21 protein-coding genes and 1 pseudogene are annotated in these 19,879 nt (G+C 50.7%); 18 read left to right on the top strand and 4 right to left on the bottom strand.

Going from position 1 to position 19,879, the window contains the following annotated elements:
* The first annotated feature begins 216 nt into the window (after nt 1-216).
* The 7 genes and pseudogenes from ACQG0S_RS22745 to ACQG0S_RS22715 all read left to right on the top strand — a co-directional run bounded on the left by ACQG0S_RS22745 (nt 217) and on the right by ACQG0S_RS22715 (nt 9,116).
* Nucleotides 217-429, top strand: a complete 213-nt coding sequence (locus ACQG0S_RS22745; protein WP_004110118.1) for a hypothetical protein — start codon at nt 217-219, stop codon at nt 427-429.
* A gap of 109 nt (nt 430-538) precedes the next feature.
* The gene (locus ACQG0S_RS22740; protein WP_039264847.1) at nt 539-2,911 is read left to right on the top strand and encodes a cobaltochelatase CobT-related protein; all 2,373 of its coding nucleotides are present in this window, start codon (nt 539-541) and stop codon (nt 2,909-2,911) included.
* Between the two features lie 96 nt (nt 2,912-3,007).
* The gene (locus ACQG0S_RS22735; RefSeq protein WP_022649894.1) at nt 3,008-4,243 is read left to right on the top strand and encodes an AAA family ATPase; all 1,236 of its coding nucleotides are present in this window, start codon (nt 3,008-3,010) and stop codon (nt 4,241-4,243) included.
* A 180-nt stretch (nt 4,244-4,423) separates the two neighbouring features.
* The gene (gene dnaE, locus ACQG0S_RS22730; protein ID WP_426750841.1) at nt 4,424-6,787 is read left to right on the top strand and encodes a DNA polymerase III subunit alpha; all 2,364 of its coding nucleotides are present in this window, start codon (nt 4,424-4,426) and stop codon (nt 6,785-6,787) included.
* A 2-nt stretch (nt 6,788-6,789) separates the two neighbouring features.
* Entirely contained in the window at nt 6,790-7,485 is a 696-nt protein-coding gene (locus ACQG0S_RS22725; protein WP_022649896.1) for an NUMOD4 motif-containing HNH endonuclease, read from the top strand.
* Between the two features lie 51 nt (nt 7,486-7,536).
* Nucleotides 7,537-8,676: pseudogene (locus tag ACQG0S_RS22720) on the top strand (DNA polymerase III subunit alpha); the annotation flags it as partial.
* Nucleotides 8,673-9,116 (top strand): hypothetical protein, encoded by a 444-nt coding sequence (locus ACQG0S_RS22715; protein WP_022649898.1) that lies wholly within the window; start codon nt 8,673-8,675, stop codon nt 9,114-9,116. The pseudogene ACQG0S_RS22720 and the gene ACQG0S_RS22715, both read left to right, overlap by 4 nt.
* Nucleotides 9,117-9,154: 38 nt before the next feature.
* On the opposite strand, the gene ACQG0S_RS22710 is transcribed toward ACQG0S_RS22715, so the two are convergent.
* The 3 genes from ACQG0S_RS22710 to ACQG0S_RS22700 all read right to left on the bottom strand — a co-directional run bounded on the left by ACQG0S_RS22710 (nt 9,155) and on the right by ACQG0S_RS22700 (nt 10,728).
* Nucleotides 9,155-9,799 carry a hypothetical protein gene (locus ACQG0S_RS22710; RefSeq protein ID WP_022649899.1) on the bottom strand — a complete coding sequence of 215 codons (645 nt, stop codon included), beginning with the start codon at nt 9,797-9,799 and terminating at the stop codon, nt 9,155-9,157.
* Nucleotides 9,800-9,864: 65 nt separating this feature from the next.
* The gene (locus ACQG0S_RS22705) at nt 9,865-10,422 is read right to left on the bottom strand and encodes a helix-turn-helix transcriptional regulator (RefSeq protein ID WP_022649900.1); all 558 of its coding nucleotides are present in this window, start codon (nt 10,420-10,422) and stop codon (nt 9,865-9,867) included.
* A gap of 81 nt (nt 10,423-10,503) precedes the next feature.
* Entirely contained in the window at nt 10,504-10,728 is a 225-nt protein-coding gene (locus tag ACQG0S_RS22700) for a hypothetical protein (protein ID WP_071785233.1), read from the bottom strand.
* A gap of 257 nt (nt 10,729-10,985) precedes the next feature.
* Between ACQG0S_RS22700 and ACQG0S_RS22695 the strand changes: the two genes are divergently transcribed.
* The 11 genes from ACQG0S_RS22695 to ACQG0S_RS22645 all read left to right on the top strand — a co-directional run bounded on the left by ACQG0S_RS22695 (nt 10,986) and on the right by ACQG0S_RS22645 (nt 18,205).
* Complete coding sequence (locus ACQG0S_RS22695) at nt 10,986-11,417, top strand: hypothetical protein (protein WP_022649901.1); 432 nt, start codon at nt 10,986-10,988, stop codon at nt 11,415-11,417.
* A gap of 119 nt (nt 11,418-11,536) precedes the next feature.
* Nucleotides 11,537-12,565, top strand: coding sequence for a hypothetical protein (locus tag ACQG0S_RS22690; protein ID WP_004110098.1), 1,029 nt, complete (start codon nt 11,537-11,539; stop codon nt 12,563-12,565).
* Nucleotides 12,566-12,625: 60 nt separating this feature from the next.
* Entirely contained in the window at nt 12,626-13,570 is a 945-nt protein-coding gene (locus tag ACQG0S_RS22685) for a 5'-3' exonuclease H3TH domain-containing protein (protein WP_022649902.1), read from the top strand.
* The gene (locus ACQG0S_RS22680; RefSeq protein WP_000920226.1) at nt 13,570-13,836 is read left to right on the top strand and encodes a hypothetical protein; all 267 of its coding nucleotides are present in this window, start codon (nt 13,570-13,572) and stop codon (nt 13,834-13,836) included. Before ACQG0S_RS22685 ends, ACQG0S_RS22680 begins: the two co-directional genes overlap by 1 nt.
* A 2-nt stretch (nt 13,837-13,838) precedes the next feature.
* Nucleotides 13,839-16,181: an intein-containing recombinase RecA gene (locus ACQG0S_RS22675; RefSeq protein WP_022649903.1), complete on the top strand. Its 2,343-nt coding sequence runs from the start codon at nt 13,839-13,841 to the stop codon at nt 16,179-16,181.
* 150 nt (nt 16,182-16,331) lie between these two features.
* Nucleotides 16,332-16,703, top strand: a complete 372-nt coding sequence (locus tag ACQG0S_RS22670; RefSeq protein ID WP_022649904.1) for a DUF2591 domain-containing protein — start codon at nt 16,332-16,334, stop codon at nt 16,701-16,703.
* Entirely contained in the window at nt 16,687-17,097 is a 411-nt protein-coding gene (locus ACQG0S_RS22665; RefSeq protein ID WP_004110040.1) for a DUF7238 family protein, read from the top strand. Before ACQG0S_RS22670 ends, ACQG0S_RS22665 begins: the two co-directional genes overlap by 17 nt.
* Nucleotides 17,098-17,165: 68 nt before the next feature.
* On the top strand, nt 17,166-17,441 hold the full coding sequence (locus tag ACQG0S_RS22660) for a hypothetical protein (protein ID WP_022649905.1): 276 nt from the start codon (nt 17,166-17,168) through the stop codon (nt 17,439-17,441).
* A gap of 40 nt (nt 17,442-17,481) precedes the next feature.
* The gene (locus ACQG0S_RS22655; RefSeq protein WP_022649906.1) at nt 17,482-17,661 is read left to right on the top strand and encodes a hypothetical protein; all 180 of its coding nucleotides are present in this window, start codon (nt 17,482-17,484) and stop codon (nt 17,659-17,661) included.
* Nucleotides 17,658-17,993 (top strand): hypothetical protein, encoded by a 336-nt coding sequence (locus tag ACQG0S_RS22650; RefSeq protein WP_022649907.1) that lies wholly within the window; start codon nt 17,658-17,660, stop codon nt 17,991-17,993. The genes ACQG0S_RS22655 and ACQG0S_RS22650 overlap by 4 nt, the downstream gene beginning before the upstream one ends.
* Entirely contained in the window at nt 17,993-18,205 is a 213-nt protein-coding gene (locus ACQG0S_RS22645) for a hypothetical protein (protein WP_006812558.1), read from the top strand. Before ACQG0S_RS22650 ends, ACQG0S_RS22645 begins: the two co-directional genes overlap by 1 nt.
* A 609-nt stretch (nt 18,206-18,814) precedes the next feature.
* On the opposite strand, the gene repA is transcribed toward ACQG0S_RS22645, so the two are convergent.
* Nucleotides 18,815-19,879 (bottom strand): replication protein RepA, encoded by a 1,065-nt coding sequence (gene repA / locus ACQG0S_RS22640; protein WP_016051671.1) that lies wholly within the window; start codon nt 19,877-19,879, stop codon nt 18,815-18,817.

The raw sequence follows: 19,879 nt of genomic DNA, 5'->3' as shown, positions 1-19,879 counted from the left end.
TATTACAGCAAAGGCCAGGGTTGTAAAGACTTATCTATTTAATTTCGATAGGCACAAAACCCCAGCATACCGCCATTATACTATGGTTTTTAGGCGATTTGTCACTATTCGCTTACAGAGAAAAGTAAGACGTATCTGATATAGGTGCATTCCATATTGATACAATAGGTAGTAGTATTGCCGAACTTTCAAATGTGTTCAGTTGGATGATATGAAATGAAAAATATAACTTCTAAATTGACCGCCCTTGAGGTTGGACACGCATATGCGATTGGGCTGGATGGCGTTGCGACGATCCTGACAGAACTAGAATCTGAAGAGCTTCCCGTGGAGATGGTTGATACGACGGTTTTCACTTTTGAACTAAAAAATAAACATTTCACACTCATCAATACTGGTTGCGGCTCCCTTGCCGTGAGAACCATTTAACACACATTCCTGCCGATAGAAGCCTGTACGAACAGCTTAGTCGCCTGTTCGTACAGTGATAAATTACGCACATCAGAAAACAAATTGTTTTAATAACAAGGAAATTCTCATGTCCAAAGCCATGACCAGAGCTGTGCTGAAAGAGGTACAGGACTTCCGCGACTGCGTAAAACGAGTTGTAGCGATGCTATCAGGCAAACAGATACCTGTTGCAGAGCGAGGCAATGAAGCATATGTCCGCTACAACCGGCGCGGCGAACCAGTGCTGGTAAACATCCCATCTATACCGGACGACGCGTCACCAACCCTCATGAACGCAGTACGTGGTTTTCTCGACCATGAGGTAGCCCATATCCTCTTTACTGATCCGAAAGTCGCAATGAAGATGCGCGAGAGAGGAAAGGCTCCGTCTACCGGGCTTTGGAACGCGCTGGAAGACGTTTTTATTGAACGCAGAATGGGACAGGTATTCAACGGAACCCGTCGCAATTTACTGGCCACACAGAACCTGGTGATCGACAAATACTTCAAGGGCAAAGTGTCAGAGGCGGTTTCAATCTGCCACGGCAACCAGCGTGAATTGTTCCTGAAATTCTTCCTTTGCCCTGTCGTCCGCGCCTGGGATGGCCAAAGCCCTTTCATCGACTTTATGGAAGAACACTGGCACCTCATCGAGAAGCCTATAGCCTTGCTCAAAGAGCATGGTATCGACGTGGCCGTTCGCAATATGTCGAACACAGAAGACTGTGTGAAGGTCGCAGCTGCTATCGCCCAAATCATGCAGGATATGAAAGACAAGCCAGAGGGCAAATTACCAGAGCTTAAATCGTCTGCTAGGAAGCCGTCGAAGAGTGAGGATGAGTCAGAGGAAACCCCAGAAGCCGGTGATGAACCGACTCATAGTGAATCAGCACCAAAGCGTACCAAAGGCGAAGACGACGACAAGGAAGAGCAAGAAGATGATGCCTCAGAAGAGGAAGAGTCTGGGGATTCTGATTTGCCCGAATCAGTAGATAAGGACTTACCTACAGAAGATAAAGAAATTAGTGATACAGAAAGTAAATATACAGAAGCAGGCGAAGAGGAATCAGGAGACACCCCAGAATCCGATGATGCCGGCATGGAATCAGGTGATTCTGATGACGAAGGTGGTAGTGATGACACTGGCTCTCCAACGCCTGGTGATGGCATTCGCGATGACGCCGATGACTCCGATGGTTATGGCTCTGGCGCCGCTGGCGATGGCGATGGTGATAGTGATGACGGCGAAGACTCCGATGCCGGTCATGGGGAGTCCGAAGGAGAAGGCGAAGAGGAAGATGACGCCGCCGATCACACAGACGGCGAAGGTAAAGAAAATGAGGATGCCGCGGAAGCGCCTGAAGACAGTGAATCAGGCTTTGTTCCTGCTCCGGATGAAATGACTCTGGAGGACGCACTCAAGGCGCTCGACGAGATGGAAGACGGAACAGGCGAAATGACCGAAGACGCACTGTCGGCCACCATCAGCAAAGAGCTTATGAGCACCTCACTTTCTGAGTATCGCCCATACGATCGTTCATACGACTTTATCGGGTTGATTGATGAGGCTGAAGAGCATGTAAAGCGCACCAGAAAGACGTTCGGCGCAATCCCAATGCACTCACCTGTCGATCGCTACCGCATGGTTCCGGAAGGCAGAAAGCTCTTTGAACTGAAAATCGAAAAACATCTGTCAGCAGGCGTTTCTTCGACTCTGGCCAAAGACCTGGAGCGAGCTATCGCCAGCCGCAACCGAGTTCAGTTTATCCCAGGCCAGAGACGTGGGCGGATACATGGCGCGAACCTGTATCGTCTGGCAATGAACGACGACCGCGTGTTCCGCAAAAAAGAAGACCACAGAGCGGTGAACGCGTGCGTCCAGCAAGTGATCGACTTGTCCGGCTCAATGGGCGGCAGGAAGATTCAGTTGGCACTCGCAAGCGCCTACACCATTGCGGATGCTCTGGATCGTATCAATGTGCCTAACATCATCACCGGCTTTACCACGTTTGGTAGCCCAGATTATGAAACCATGTCGAAGCGCGGGTTTACTCGCTTCGAGGCGCTAATGCTGCCCATTATCAAAAACTGGAATGAGAAAGCTAACTCTCCAGAGATCCGCGCCCGCATGGGCTGCGTGTGTGAGACGTTCCCCCTGCTCAATAACGTCGATGGTGAGAGCGTCGCGCAGCTGGCGACTCTGTTTGCAGGGCGAATGGAGGACAAGAAGATCATGCTGGTTATGAGCGACGGGGCGCCATGTGCTGCAGGCGATGGGTTCCATCAGCATTTACGAACCGTCACCAAAGAAATTGAGACGTTGAGTGACATCGATTTGATGGCTATCGGCGTTCTGACCGACGCACCACGGCGTTACTACAAAAATTACGCACTGGTAAACAGCGTAGAAGAGTTAGGGCCGTCAGTCGTCACAGAGCTATCTCGTATCATTCTTGGGTAATTGCTTTACCCGTAAAAATAAGTAATCACTTACTATACAGCCTAATATATTTATATAAGATATACCCCACGAACGACAAACAGTAAGGAAAAACACATGACCGCTACTGCACTACAGCAAGAAGAACATTTGCCGGAAGCCATCGTCTGCAAGTGGTGTGGCAAATCCTTTCATTACCTGAAATCCCATATCTCTATGGGCCGCTGCGAGAACATTCCTGAGTCCGCGAAAGGTCTGGACGTGGACGAGGTGGTGAAAATGTACACCTCTGCGTTTCCGGATGAACCAACGATCTCTCGCACGGCACTGGCCAAACTCAATGAGAAGCGTGCCGAAAAGCATTCAGGCGAAGGAAAAGTAGCGGAGATTAGCGCACATCCGGGCTACGCAGGAACGGTCGAATACAAGACCGAACTGGTGGCCGCGCACGAGCTGCTTGGCGTAACGATCAAAGAGCTGGGAACGCCACGCGGAAAACCACTACAGGTGACAGTCAACGTCAACACGCCATATCCGGAGTTCGTACCGGAAGCGAAGAAGAACTATGTGTATGGCGACTTCGACCTGATTAAAGACATCTTCATGATGCTGGAAATCGGAATCCCAGGCTATCTCTGGGGTCATGCAGGAACCGGTAAATCTTCTCTTCCTACGCAGCTATGCGCCCTGCTGAATCGACCACTGATCCGCGCCCAGCATACGGCGTCTATGGAAGAGGCACACGTTACAGGCCAGATCCTCGCTCGCGATGGTTCCACCTACTTCGAGCCTGGTTTGCTGGCGCTGGCGATGAAAAATGGCTGGGTGTACCTCGCTGATGAATATGACTTCGCGTTCCCGCAGATTCTGGGTGTGTACCAGCCAGTTCTTGAAGGAGAACCGCTGATCATCAAAGAGGCAACTCCGGACTGGCGCCGTATCACTCCGCATAAACGCTTTGCCTTCATTGGCACTGGCAACACTAACGGCTCTGGCGACGAAACGGGTCTCTATCAAGGAACGAACATCCAGAACGCGGCGAACTTCTCGCGCTTCGGCATTGTTTCGAACGTGAAGTACATGAGCACTAAGGCTGAAGTCAACATGCTGGCTGAGGCTGGCGTCATCCGCGAATACGCCGAGAAGATGGTGAAATTCGCGAACCTTGTCCGTGAAGGTTATGAACAGCATCTGATCAGCCAGCCAATCGGCCCTCGCGAGCTGCTGCTGTCCGCAAAAATCGGAATGATGCGCGGTGATTTCTCTGCCGGCATCGAAAAGTCGTTTATCAATAAACTTCCATCCACGTCTGCACAGGCAGCGCGTGAAGTGGTTCAGAAGATCTTCGGTTAATCGTGCGTAAAGGATGTTTCGGCTCTCTTATCGCAGCGTCTGAAACTGGCCGGGCTTGTCTGGCGTGTCCGGATAGGCCCGAGTGCCACCAGTCAGCCAAAGAGGTTGCGATTTCGATGTATGGGAAGTTCGTTGGCTTCCCCAATGACAAAATCAAGAAAACCAGAAAGGTAAAAACACATGAAGGCTCTGATGGTCAGAACTGACTTCTCCCTGGGAGAGTCGGCTCTAAAAGCAGAAAACGCGGTGAAAATCGCGAGAGAAGCTGGCTACACCGCTGTCATTTCCGCTGACAGCATGAACATTGCCAGTGTGATCCCCCTGCAGCGTGCCGCTGGCGACGACATGGCGGTTATTTGTGGTGTTAAGCTGAATGTGGTCGACGATCCGACATACGAGCACCGCGCCCGCCTGGCGAAAGAGTCAGGGGGATGTATGGAATCATTGGTACGTGATCGCAGCTACTGCTTTACGGCACTGATAAAGAATGAGCAAGGTTATCGCGACGTGTGCGAACTGATGACCTTAGCCAACAAGCGCGAGCAATTCTACTTTGTCCCTCGTCTGGCACTTGACCAGCTGGCGACCGCATATGCCAAAGGCAACATCATCCTGCTGACGTCCGACATTGGCAGTGTATTCCAGCACCGGGACTTCACAAAGATTATCGGGACGCTGGTGACAGCTGGAGGACGCGATAACTTCTACAGCGTGGTTTATCCGCACCCTACCCCATTCTACGACCAGATTAACGTCCGGGCGATGAAAGTAGCGAGCGCACTGAAAATAGAGCCAGTGGCGTTCTATCCCGCTTATTACGAAGCGGTCGACGACGCTGACATTAAAGACATTGCGCACATGGTTACGAACAACATCAAAATCGACCAGCCGCATCGTCTGCGTATTCCCCACCAGCGAGATAATGCCGTTAATGGTCGCCGCCATCTCCTTGAAGCGCTGAAAGCCTTCTCCATTCGAATGGATGTGCCGGTAACAGCTGCAATGGCCTCAACAACGCAGGACACCATTATTGAAGCCTGCACATGGCGCTGGCATGAATTGCCACCAGCACTGCCCAAGATGGCAGACGACGAACCTGCAACGCTGATGAAGCTGGCTGTCGCGGGGCTGCGCAAGCGTCTTACTACCAAAGAGTTTGGCTACACACCACCGGCTTCTGAGCACCGTGTGTATGTTGATCGCCTGAAGTACGAAATGGACACACTGACCCGCCTGGGCTTCTGTGGCTACTTCCTGATGGTGCGCGACCTGATGAATCACAGTCGTGAAACTGGCATTCCTGTCGGGCCAGGTCGTGGTTCCTCTGCCGGGTCTCTGGTGGCGTGGTGCATAGGCATAACCAACGTTGATCCTATCCGTCACGGTCTTCTGTTTGAGCGTTTCATTAACCCTGAACGTCTCGACTTGCCGGATGCGGATCTGGACTTCAGCCAGGCACGTCGTCATGAGGTGATCGAGTATCTGAATGAACGCTATGGCGAAGATTACGTTGCCGGTATTCCGAACTTCACCTATCTGGGCGCTGCTTCGGCGCTGCGTGACACTGCGCGTATTTACGGTGTCGACGCTGCGGATATGGCGGTATCCAAAGAGTTCAAGAATCTGGAAGACGATAGCCTGTCGCTGGAAGAGCTGCGCGAGCAACTGGCCAGCCTGGACAAATACGCCACGAAAAACCCGGAAGCGTTCAAAGCGGCGTGTAAGCTGCAAAGCCTGATGCGTGGTTTTGGTCGTCACGCTGCGGGGATGATCGTCGCTGGTGTTCCATTGGTAGAGCGCACGCCCGTCGAGCTGCGTGGCAATGCTCGCTGTATTGCGTTCGATAAACGTTACTGCGAGGCGATGGGGCTGATTAAGCTGGACGTTCTCGGTCTGGCAACGCTCGATCTGCTGGATAGCGCGAAACGCTACATCAAAGAGAGTACCGGGGAAGACATCAATCTCGATGCTATCCCACTGGACGATCGCAAGGTTCTGGATGGGTTCGCTGCAGGGTACACGCAGGGCGTATTCCAGCTGGAGTCCGGCCCCATGCGTAAGTTACTTAAAGATCTGGGCGGTGGCATTGAGCCAATGAGCTTTAAAACCGTTGTCGCTACTACCGCGCTATTTCGACCTGGCCCGATTCAGTCAGGCATGTTGGACGACTATGTCTCCGTAGCCAAAGGCTTCATGGCTCCACATTCAATTCATCCGCGTCTTGAGGAAGCAACTAAAGAAACCAACGGCGTTTTACTCTATCAAGAGCAGATCATGAAAAGCTCTCGCGTACTCGCTGGATTCTCTATGGCTGAGGCTGACGCTCTGCGTTCCGCTATCGGTAAAAAGAACATGGATAAGATGAAAGCGATCGGCAGCGATTTTGTAGAACGAGCGCAAGCAGGTTGGGTGACACTGTCACTTGAAAACGGAAGCACAGTAGAAGTCCACAAAAAGGCCAAGCTGATGTGCTCTGACGGCAAACGCAGAACCTATGACGAAGCGATTGGTGATAACGCTGATATTGTTGATTTTGGAGTTTGACGGTGGAAGAAATTTGGAAATCCATTCCTGAGTTTGAAGGTTATTACGAAGCATCCAGTTTAGGTCGCATTCGCTCTTTAGATGTTATACGAACAGCCCCCAATGGGGGCGAATGGGTGAAGAAGGGGCAAATCCTCAAACCTCGCGTAATCAATGATTTTGGACATCTGGGCGTGAAACTAAGCGTCAACGGCGTCAAATGCGACCGCACAGTTCATTATCTGGCAGCAACTGCATTCCACGGAGAACGACCAGAAGGCTTACTTATTCGTCATCTTGACGGAAGACCATCAAACAATGCGCCCTCCAATCTCGCGTATGGCACTCAAGTCGACAACATGGCTGACGCCATTGCACACGATACCGTTGAGTTTGGTGAGAGGCGCTACAACGCCAAGCTAACCAACGAAGTCGTCATTGCTATTCGCATTAAAAAGTCAGAAGGCGCTCTGAACAAAGACCTCGCGGCCGAATATGGTTTAACTGAGCTTTACATTCACCATATCGTCACCGGGAAGAAATGGGCACGAGTTGGTGGGCCGATCGTTGTCTCAAGAGCATCCAAAAAACTGGATGCTGAAGCAAGAGCTGAGGTGGTCGCCTTGCGCAAGGCTGGCGCAACCTATGAAAAGTTGCGAGAAAAATTCGGCATCTCTAACACTCAAATCGCAAATATCTTAAAAAAAGCTAGCGTTTGAAGCAAATGACGGGAAAAACACATGAAAATTGCCAAAGTTATTTCCGAGCAGGAAGGTCTTAGCCCTGAGAAAGCCCAAGAAATATGGGACGCCTTTGAGAAGTTCGGTGGATATGCCTTCAACAAATCACACTCCGTTGCCTACTCGCTGATCAGCTATCAGTCTATGTGGTTAAAGACACATTACCCTGCTGAGTTCTTCGCTGCTGCTCTCACCATTCTGGGCGAGGATAAGCACCAGGGGCTGGTTAAGGATGCGCTGACCTATGGCATTCGCGTATTGCCACCAGACGTTAACGTGTCATCTAACCGAATTGAGATCCGCACGCTGGAAGACGGCAGCCAGGTTCTGTATGCGCCATTCTCTGCTGTGAAAGGCTGCTCTGAGAATGGTTGCCAGGCCATCATGAGAGCGCGTGAGAAAGTTGGCGGTAAATTCGAGTCACTTGAGCAATTTGAGGAAGCGGTCGAGAAGCGTGCGTGTAACAGCCGGGTACGCGAGTCACTGCAAAAAGTAGGTGCGTTCGCATCGATTGAGCCTGGCAGTCTGCCAGCGACAGATCCGGAACGGCTGCGCGACCAGGCAGAGTTGATGGGCAATCTGGTGATCGACGCTGTAAAAGCCTCTCGACCGTTCGAGATGAACCCTAAGCGCTCTGCTGAAGTGAATGTACTGATGACTCGCATGGCGGCCGAAATGGGTCTGGGAGACGACCTGATCCGCCCAAGCATTGGCATTAAGCCGAAAATCATGGTCATTCTGGACAACGCGAACGGCAATGATGGGCGTACCGGCTACTTCATGGAGAACGGCTACGACGACTTTAAGGCGAAGTTGCTTACTGCAGGCGATCTGCGTATGGGCGATCTCTACGTCACCGGCGTGTGCAAAAAGGTGAAGGACAAAGAGAAGGACTACACCAAAGACGAAATCGGCCAGTTCATCGACTTTGTGCGTGAAGAGATCAATCTGGTGCGTCCGACCTATGTGCTGACGTGTGGCAGCCGGGCGACGTCACTCTTCAACAACAAGAGCAAACCATCCGACCTGGTTGGACGCAAAGAGTATCTGCCAGAGCTGGATGTGACCGTTTTCTACGGATTTAACCCGAACATTTTGTACTTTCGCCCAGAGGAAGGCGAAAAGCTGGAAGCAATTCTGGCAGAGGTAGCGGAGACTATTAGCAAATGAATAAAGAGAACACCATGAACGAGGCACAGAAGATTGCACAAGCGCTGGCGGCTATCCCCGCGGATTTTCAGGATAAAGCAGTTGCGGCCACCATGCGGTCGCAGTTCTGGGAAATCATCGACTGCCCGGTCACGTTAGATCTGGCGCTGGCGTTCGCCGGGCTGGATGGCGCCGATAAAGTCAGTCGTCTGCGTAAATGTGCCAGAGCGCTGGCGCTTAAAACGCAAGATCCGAAGGCGTGCCAGTATCTGCTGGAGATCTACGAATCAGATAACCCAGAGGAACAGCTGGAGGCATTCAAAGTATTCCGCAATCGGCTGGTACTGAAGGTGGCCAAAGAATTTATGGAAGTTAACAAAATTGGCGATGTGAGACAGTACAGGCTGAAGCGCCAGATAAGAGTCACTCTATCCAACATTTTTGGTAAGAAAGTCGCATAAAGCAAAAACCCGCCAAATGGCGGGTTATATGATCTAAATTATTCCGGTTTGAAGCCTTTGAACCGAACGAATACTGCGCACAAATCTGTCGGCAAAATAATACCTCCCTCAAACCCGCCATTGTTTTTCCCCAACCCAGCATTAACAAATGAGAGTAAAAGCGCTTCATCTGATATTTGATGGTGGTTATTTTCATCGTATTTGGAAAAAGTATCTAACTCATCAATCTCAAAGGAAGGGATACGTTCAAGCGCAACCATTAAGCGACGTAATGTAATAAAATCAATGTGCTCAAACGCAAACGCTTTCAAGAATGCTGCTGCAATTTCTGGCTTATTTTCACTCTCCATGCGGTCAATGATTTCAATCAGTCTATCGCCGGCCTTACCCGCAAATTTGTCATTTTCATTCAACCGATTGGCCATATTTATTCGTGTAGCATCGTCTAGATCGGCGAAGCCAGAGATGAAACGAATTAACTTTTCCGTAAACCGACGATCATGCACTGAGCTAACCGTCTTGAAAATTCCAACGAGAGTATTGAGTAAAGGAATCGACTCAAGCGTTCCCGATTCAAGGGCAGAGTCAATAGCTATCTCACCGTATTCCTTGAACAGATCGGTTACATCATCAGATTTTATAACCTCAACCAATTCACTACCACGTTTGGAGTCTTGGGCCATAATTCCTCAATTGCACATCGTTATTAATATAAAATGGAGGGGCAGTAAGACCAAACGCGTAAGGACTATGAAATAGTTTTACGTCGACGTTCGATTAGTGCTGCCGCTATTGACTCAACTTCTTGAAAATCTTTTGAAGCGCTTGCACGTAAGGCAAGGTTCCATTTACTCAGCACACGAGCGTTATTTACCAAGTTGCTGTCTTCTTTTAATCGACCGTTCTTTAGTAACCATTCGGCTACATCAGCCCAATCCCAGAGTGGGGATTGGCCTTTAATGCGTTGGACTGGGCAAGGGAAGTCGCCGCTACCGCGAGTGCCATCTTTCAACATTGCAATCGCCTGTCGGGACATTTCTGTAATTTCTGCAATGTCGCTCAGGCCAACAAGAGCAGAGTCGACAGATTCAACAATAGCGCCGATACCGGCTGATTCGATATTGTCAATCGCTGATGCAATAGCAGCATCCAGCGATTCGGCTTCGCGGTCGAACTCAACATAGACGGAGTTTCCATATGCGCAAATCAGCGCATCGTCACAGCCGCTTTCGTACAGCGCGTCTTCCAGTCCTTCGGTCTCATACGTTACGCCTGAGAGTGTCAGAGTGAAGTTAAAAAGCGCCATAGTACCTCTTCGTTTAGTATTCAGAGTATTCTCTTATTTATTCGGTAAGGAGTTGTTGTAGCAACTCCTTACCGGGCAAAATCAATCGCAGCGTTTAACCATACGAATGATTTGCTTGGCATGGTTTTCAGCACTTTTCGGCGTTGACCATACACTCATTTGGTGATCTCGGTGTTCACCTTCTGGATTGCCACAGCGCAATTTGCAAAAACAGTGTGCAGAATCGCCTGGTGGAACCCAAACCCAGCCTTGAGTTACAGCATATTCAATGGCCGCTTGAATGTGCTTATTAGGATGCGTCTTCAGATACAATTTATCTCCGGCATATTATATGTTCGATGTTGACAACTGTCAACGGCGAGTAAACTCAATCCGTCCGTATCTCCACCACATTGTCGTACGCTGTCTACGGCCAGCTTTTAACGGGGCATAGAGTACCAGAACCGCCTGATTTTTCACTGGCTTACCTATCTCATAACCTCCATTTCATCGTGTCATAATCTCCAATGCCTGTTTCCATTATGATAAAATTGATACATATAAATAAGCAGGCAATTAACACTATGAGCACCGATATCTACGAAAAAATCATGTCCGATCTTGAGTTCGATCGCGACAATCTGGAGGAAGTCTGGCGTCAGCAGCCGCGTCTTTTGATGGAGTACGGCTCTAAGCTGGCGCGGGCAGAACGCGAGGTCGCGGATGCAAAACTCTCCCTCGATGCGATTGAGGCGAAAATCTACGATAATGAGCGTAAGAACCTGAGTATGAACGGCATTAAGTTCAATGAATCCGTACTGGAGGCGAAGGTGAGAACCAACCCGCAATACCTCGCAAAGCGCCAGAAACTCGACGATGCCCGGCACATTGCAGATCTGTACAAGCACGCTGTGGCCGCCTTCTCTCACCGCCGCGACATGATTGTCCAGGCGTCCAAAATGGCTATCGTGGAGATTGAACGTTTGGGCGCCGAACGTTTCCACTCTTCCCGTTAATTTATGCTAGATCGTAAGTAAGTACTGATCTATCATCCTTCTCGCTCGAAAGAGCCACGAATAAACGAACGCCCAACGCGCATAGCGCCAATGGCCACAATCACAACAAGGAGAAATATATGTCTAAGTCATTACTTGATCTGCTTAACAAGACCCGTGGCGATATTGCTTCTAAACGTGGCAATAACGTTGATTTGACCCGTCTGAAAGACGGCAATAACTATCTGCGCATTTTTCCGAACAAGGACGACCCGAATGGCGTGTTCTTCCAGACTTTCGGTATGCACTACGTTAAGCATCAGAATGAGGAAGGCAAAGATGTAACAACCGCCTACATCTGCGAACAGCACACCCACGGCCACGCTTGCCAGCTGTGTGAGATGGTTATGGAAGGTCGTGCTCGCTTTAAGGGCAACAAAGCGATGGAAGAGCGCATTAACAGTATGCGTGCTACACCGCGTTATCTGGTCAACGGTGTTCTGTCTGCGCGTGAAGACTTTGCAGACGCAGAGAAATGCCAGTTGATTGAGCTGCCGTCTACGGTCTTCGACGATATCTGCAAAGTGATGTCCGAAGATATTGCGGATGATATCGGCAACCCACTGAGCAAAGAAGAAGGCTATGCGTTCCTGATTAAGCGTACCGGTTCCGGTCGTGACACCAAGTACGACGTATCCCCGAAACGTAAAGTCTACAAAGGCGACATTCCTGAGAAGCTCTGGACTACCCAACACGATCTGATCGCATACGCGAACCAGGCTGACGAAACTCGTCTGCTGTCTACGGCTCGCACTATGGGTCGTCTGATTGGTATTGCGGCTCCGGCAGCAACAATGTCCTCTCCGGCCATTTCTTCCGCTGCAAAATCAGCTGCTGCTGAACTGCCAGGCTTTGGCTCTATCACTGGTCATACGGAAGGCGCAGCTGCTGTCGCTACAGCACACACTCCGGCTCCAGAGTCCACCAGTCTGGTTGATGAAGAGATCCTGCGTGCCGCTGAAGCTGAGTTCAAACCGGAAACTAAACCGGAAGAAGTTAAAGCTCCGGAAGCCGCCGCAGCTGCAAGTGCTTCAGCATCTGCTGCCGCTGCATCTGCACCAGCTGACGAAGGTCTCGACGACCTGCTGGCTGAACTGGACGCTCTGTAATCCCATAACGTGACCAGTAAGGCGTCTACGGACGCCTTACTTTTTGGAAGGAGTGTACCGGTGAATTATCTCTTTGTGGACGGTAACAGCCTGGGCTATTACCACCAGCAATCCGACAAATTACACAACGGCGAGATGGAAGTTCAGGCGGCTTTTGGCTTCGTGAAGAACGTTCGTCGTTACGCCTCAATTCTCCATGCCCGCCCAATGATCTTGTGGGATGGATTCAGCGACAAACGTCGCGACTTCTACCCGGAGTACAAAGCGAATCGCGATGACGACCCGGATATGAAGAAGATGAAAGAAGGCTTTGCCATCCAGAAGCCGTACATCTTGAAAATGATGACCGCGCTGGGCGTTAACCAACTCATTGCAAAGGACGCAGAAGCGGACGACCTGGCTGGAATGCTGGTCTCTCGCCTGGCTCCGCAGCCGACCGTCGATCACATCTACCTGCTGACGGGCGATGGCGACTGGCTCCAGTTGGTTCGCGAGAATGTGAGCTGGGTAAGCCTGCGTGAAGATGCCAAGCACAAGCAGGTGAACTTCGAACAGTTCGCAGAGCTGACAGGTCTGCCAACACCACGCGCGTTTCTGGAAGCGAAAGCGTTGCAGGGCGATAACTCGGACAACATCAAAGGCGTCGGCGGCATTGGTGATGGTGGCGCGAAAGAGCTGCTTCATGAGTGGGGAAGCGTGGCCGCAATGGTACGCGGCATTAACGACGGCTCCATTGTCATCAATAAGGGTCGCTATAAGACGGCATTCAACAAGCTGGCAAAGAACGCCTTCAACGAGAAGACGGGCTGCCGGATGCTCGAAGCCTTTAAGCGCAACATGATGCTGATGAACCTTATCGACACAAAATTCCCACCCAGCGAAATCGAGTCGATTAAAGGCGCACGCGACATGAATGCCTTCGAACAGATGTGTTACGAGCTGAATTTCCGGTCGTTTCTGGAAGATCTGGAAGTGTTTGTTCTGCCATTTGAGAGGTACTGCTGATGCTGAAGTCCATCATTAATGGCGGGGCAACTACGCCAACCATGCTGGCTAAAGAGATTGTCTTCTGCCACGGCGAGCACGCTGTGGTGGCGCTGCCGAACATTCTGGGCGCTGCTGGCATTTCTGCAACTGAGCGCGAGTTCGCGCTGGTCAGCGAGCAGGTCGTGAAGATCATCGCTCGCGTCGCCAAACACCTGAACCACGACGCAATCAAGTTTGACGAAGCCGCTGCTTCGAAGCGAATCAACGAATCAAAAGGAGCCTAATCATGGCAAAAGGCAAATCCGCACTGGCACTGGCGCTGAAAAAGAAAATCGGCAGCAATGACGAGATCCAGAAGGTCTCCCACTGGATTGACTCCGGTTTCCCTCCACTAAACAAAGCCATTTCCGGACGTTACGACGGTGGTTTTCCGTGTGGACGTATCGTTGAAGTCTTCGGGCCACCAAGCGCGGGGAAATGTGTTACCGCAGACACCATGCTGCTGACGGAGCGTGGAATGGTAACAGTGAAAGAACTGTTTGAGATTGAGGGGCACAAAGCAACATGCACTACTCGCGATGTAGAGCATAACGTTGGACTCATCAATGAAAATGGCGTGATAGAGAAGACCTCACACCTGACATGGAACAACCGTCGCAAATTCAAGCGCATTAAGCTGGCATCAGGGGGTTACATCGAGGCTACGTTCCGTCACCCAATTCGTGTGGTTGACGACTTAGGCAATATCGTCTGGCGGTATGCTGAAAAAATCAGTGTAGGCGACACGATTCCTTCAATGGTTGGCACACATCAATTCGGCGATCAGCACTTGGATGCCAATATCGCAAAACTGATGGGCTATTTAATTGCTGACGGATACGTGGCCTCTGAAAATTCTGTGCATTTTTCTAACACAGATCCATTCATCAAGGATGAGTACTACCGCCTCATTTCGCTGGTATCAAACAAGATGCCAGTTACGAGAAAACATAACGGCTCGGAAGACCATGTGCTGTTTAGCAAAGAGGTGCGTTCGCTGCTTTTTAAAGAATATGGTCTGGAGTATGAGAAAGCTGCTGGCAAGCAGGTTCCGTTGAGTGTGCGTCGCGCCAATAGCGAGGCTCAAATTGCATTCCTTCGCGGCTACTTTGAGCTGGAATGCCACGTCAATGATGGTCGCTGCATTGAGGTTGTGAGCGCGAGTGGGCTGCTGCTACAGCAAATTCGCCTCATGCTCCTGAATCTGGGGATTACGTCAACTATCTCTGAAAAACACGTCGCAGGTTATAAAAACATATATTACCGGCTGTCATTCAGTGGCTCTAACTACGACCTTTTCCTGTCAACGATTGGGTTCGAGTCTCCGGCTCGTTTAGCAGTGGCAACCAAACGGGACATTAGTTTTGACCGCACTTATTTAGGCTACGTTCCGCACATCAGCGGCTTAGTGAAATCACTCTACGAGTCACTCACCAAGACCTCTCGTAAAGACTACGTTCTGGTAGATCACGTTATTGGCCGCGGCGATCGTGTCGGAATAGACAAACTGCGAGAAATCTATGTCTCCTTCATTGGCAGAAAGAATCGTTTTAACGAGCATCTGTTTGCACAACTGGCAGCGGTAATTGACTCTAACTTGTTCTACGACGAAGTCGTGGCTATTGAGGAAGGTGAAGCACCAACGTTCGACGTAGCGATGCCGGAAACACACTCTTTCTGGTCTAACGGGATTATCAGCCACAACACATTCCTCGCGACGGCAGCGATGGTGTCAGCACAGAAACAGGATGGTCTGGCCGTGTTCCTTGACCACGAAAACAGTTTCGACGTTGGTCTGGCGGTAGCGAACGGACTGAACGCCGACGAAGACGACGGTCAGTGGGTCTACAAACAGCCGGATACCTTCGAAGACTCCGTAGAGCTGATCGGCACAATCCTCAAGCTGGTGCGCGACGAAGAGCTTATCCCGGAAACAGCTCCTATCTGCATCGTTGCCGACTCTCTGGCGTCGATGGTTCCGAACTCGAAGGCTGAGAAGTTCGACAAGATGGCAGAAGGTACTGCGAAGGACAAAGATCAGCTGAACATGAACGACAACACGGCGCTGGCGCGCGCGACGAGTGCGAACTTCCCTACTCTGGCGCTTTGGGCGCGTAAGTACAACGCGTGCATCATCTTCTTGAACCAGGTGCGTACCAAAATTGGCGTGATGTTTGGCGATCCGACGACGTCTCCAGGTGGCGACTCTCCGAAGTTCTACGCGTCGGTGCGCATCCGTCTGGGCGCATCCGTTATGAAGGATGGCAAAGAGAAGATCGGACAGGACGTTGGCGCCGAGTGCATTAAAAACAAAGTCGCGCCTCCGTTTGGCAAATGCTCATGGAAATTCTACTTCGACCCGACTCGCGGGCTGGACGTCATCGAATCGCTGGTTGAGTACATGCTGGAGGAAGGATACCTGCCCAAGAACGCCAGCGGGCGTGTGGAAATTGGCGATAAGAAATACACCAAATCGCAGATCGTCGAGATGTACCGCGAGAAGCCACTCCCGGAAATCATCGCAGCACTCCAGGCGATAGACGAACGGCGAGCGAAAGAGTCGTCCCCAGCAGAGACAGAAGAAGCGTAATCACAAGGCGTCCACTTGGACGCCTTTTTTATTTCCGTATTATCACCAACAAGAAAACAAATTGGTTACTAATACGGAATTAGCATCCGTAGAAGTACAAAGTGACAACGCCACATAGTTGTTCGGCAACGGATGAGAAGGAGATCGGGAATGAAAAATTACAGCGAGATGACGGACTTTGAGATTAACTGCCTGGTCGCGGAAGCCACCGGCCATCGACCGCTTATCTCACAATATGGCTGGAAAGGCTCACAGGAAGGCGATTACACAGCAGTGGTCGCCATCGGCCCGAACGGAGCCGGAACCTTCGACTGGTGTAACGATCCGGAAGATGCGTGGGACATTATTTATCGACACAGAATCGGCGTAATCCCCACCAGACAGCCTGGCGAGTGGAGAGCGGCCCACAGAAAGGTGGATAGCTCAACGCCACAACATCTGATCCAGAACCCTAACCCTTTCAGAGCGGCAATGACCGTGTTCCTTTTAATGCAGGAGAAAAAGCGTGAAGAAACTGTATGACGCGGCCAACGCTGCGCTGGATGTAGTGGATACCGAAATTGCCCAGGGCTTCCCGGAGCCAGAATGGGCGACGCAGCTGCGTGAGGCGATTGCAGAGATGAACGCACCGGAACCTTCAGAAGATGAAGCCGACTGGCAGCGTTTCATCAGAATGTACGCGGAAGAGATTGGCCCGACGCCCACCGCTGAACAGGCCATGCTGCTCAAGTACTTCAAGGAGGCTGGAGAGAATCTGCCGGTTGATGATACACCGCACTGGTTTCACGCCGCCTGGCGTAAGTTCGACGTGATCTACACCCGCGGTATGGGAAGTAAAGATATGGTCGTCTGGCATCTGATGCACATCGATAAAGCTGTCGACCGCACGCTGGAGAAGTTCTTTCCACCAGCCTGAACACAATGATTGTGCGCCGCATGGCGCACATTAATATAAATAAGTACTTACCAACAAGGAGAAGACACATGAAGATTTTGGTTCGAGTTTCAGCCAGCACCGACTATGACGTTTACCCGCTATTCATGGTCAAGTGCGATGGGCTGAACGATGAAGAAATTCAAGCGGCAATTGAGCGCAATCTCGTTGAGTACACTGGCATGGATGCAGATTCTGTGTATGTCGACGATGACGGTGTTTGTTGGCACAACGGTAGTTGCTGGTACGTCGACGACACGATGCCGGTAAGCGATGAAGACGCGGCTCATCTTGAGCGTATCTTAGGTATCAGCACTTTTGAGTGATATTTACAGCAAAAAATATATAAGTTAGTATCTACCTATCATGAAAACTGTATTAGACACTTTATTACTTATTGTCTCGATAGCTTTTGTGCTCGATTGCATCTTCACCGGAGCAATCCGTAAAGCGCTGGCGCCTGTTAATGGCGCGATGATTAATGCGCTGGCCGTAGTGCTGGTATTCGACTCAGCATTTGGCGTTATCAAAGGAGTCGTGGCATGAAGAAAATAGCCCTGGCTCTGGTGCTGCTCTCCCTCCCAGTCTACGCGGACACATACGTCTATGAGTGTGAGATGTCAGTGGCCGAAGTGAAAAACAACGTGATCCGCAATGTCGTCAAAGCCAGCTACGGCGCGATGGTTGTGGACAGCGGCGAACAGTTTTATGTTGTGCGCGATGATCGCGTCCTGTCTTCCCCCTATCTCACCGAACGTAACGGCAAACTGACTGGCGTGGGTGAAGATAAGTTCGTTTACAACAAATCAGGTGATGTCTACGGCGTTCACGCGAAGAACGCCAGCTATCTTTTCGATGACTGCAAGGAGGTTGGTTGATGGCGGTTACACTGGCAGGTCTGGAAATCGAAAAAACAAGCGGCTACTGGCGTGCCAAAGGGTTTAAGCAACCTGGCGTGCTGGAACGTCTGGAACGTGAGGACGGTGTCATTGTCCACCAGCGTCGCGAATGGCGCATGTACGATCCGGAAACAGGTAAGCTCACGACGAAGGCCGGGACACTCTGGGGTCTGCTGAAGAAAATCCACTGATAACACTAACCACTGCGGTGAGTAGCCAGCTCACCGCGTGCGTATCCTGCTCATAACCACTGTGGTGAGTAGAACACCATTCAGGTATGCAATCCAACCACTGTAGTGAGTAAAACGCCTGCCGTGACATCCGGTATCCACTGTAGTGAGTAAAGTGGCGATTATCGACGTCGCTATCCACTGTAGGGAGTAAACAGGCGTTCATTCGCAGCAAACAACCACTATAGCGAGTGATGGAATGCGCTCTCCAGCGGATATCCACTATAGAGAGTAAACCTTCACTGTTTTCAGCGGATATCTACTCACTACAGTGGTTAGTAAACCCAGCCAACCGATTCTGCTCTCCACAGTGGATAGCCAATAACGAAGGGAACAACGATAACCACTATAGAGAGTAGATTTAACAAGATACCCAGTGACCACTAACCTCGCAGCCCTTGATTCATCTAGGTTTGTAACCACTAACATTTATTTCGTTGTTTGCGTGCCACTGCCTACAGTGGTTACTCTTCGGTTGCTGTTACTCACTACAGTGGATAGCGGATTCCAGATAAACAAAAGGCTCACTACAGTGGATAGTGAGCCTTTCTACTCTCTACAGTGGTTGGGCTATTTACGAGTTTTAGCTTTGCGCAGCTCTTCGAGAATCGCCAGTTCTTCCTTGCTTAACATGACCATCTCACCGTCTTTTTCTTCAGGAACAACATCGATGATGTCCTCCTGATCATCACCAGGCAAGCTATCTTCCTGCTCTTCTGGTTCTTCCGGCGCAGCTTTAACTGGTGGCAATGCCGGGCGTAACTTCGGCCGCCTATAGTGGATGATGAAGTAGACCGAGCTGCCGCGCTTCACTTCGGTGTAATCGAGATAGCCGATCTCACGCAGCTGCTCCATCGCCTTCCTGACTGTCGCGTTCTGGGTAATGGTGCGGCTGGTTAAGTTAAGTCTGGCGCGTAAGCGAGCCAGCGAGATTGGTGCCGGGTCAGGTGGCAAACTTTCGATGAAGGTGTAGAGCGCCTGCGCGGATTCTTTTCTGGAGAGTTCGTTAATTGCCCGGAGTTGCAGAAGAACCTTTTTGTCGAACTGGTAGAGTTCGAAAATCTTAGGATCAGCCTGCAGCGAGACCGTGTCGTTCTTTGTGCTGTACTTTGCTGTCTGCACAAGGTGCGTCACGTAATACTCATCAGAGCCTTTACTGCGGAATGAGATAGTGTTTGTGGCAATACGAGTTAGAGAACTGTCCAGGCGCTTGCGTAACTTCGCGGACGATCTGGCCGTTGGTATGCCACAGAGCCTGACGAACTCGACGAACGGTAACGTGACGGTGTCGCCAACAACCTTGTGCTTGGCGAACGCGTGGATGATGCCTACCCACGTTTTGAAGTCGTTATCCATATCCAGACGAACGCCGGAGATCCTTATGTCCTCGTACCCTTCGGCTTTGGCCAGAGACAGCTGTTTGAGTTCAGCAGAGGCGTCCATAGAGACCATTTGCCCCTTTCTGCCCCTGGCGGTCGATTTCAGCGTCGGAACGAAGAGACCAAGACGCATCAGAGCAACAGGCTGAACTGTGTTGTTGGTGTTAGGAACTAACGTAACAACTTCACCGGTCTTTTTGTCTGTTTCTGAGAATGCTTCAACGATCGCTATGTTTTTATTGCCGTTTTCGCTCAT

This window comes from Enterobacter cloacae complex sp. 418I7 (assembly GCF_050030705.1).
In the GTDB taxonomy this organism is placed as follows: domain Bacteria; phylum Pseudomonadota; class Gammaproteobacteria; order Enterobacterales; family Enterobacteriaceae; genus Enterobacter; species Enterobacter intestinihominis.
Note: the sequence above shows the minus strand (reverse complement) of the source record. Positions and strands in the feature narration are given on the sequence as shown.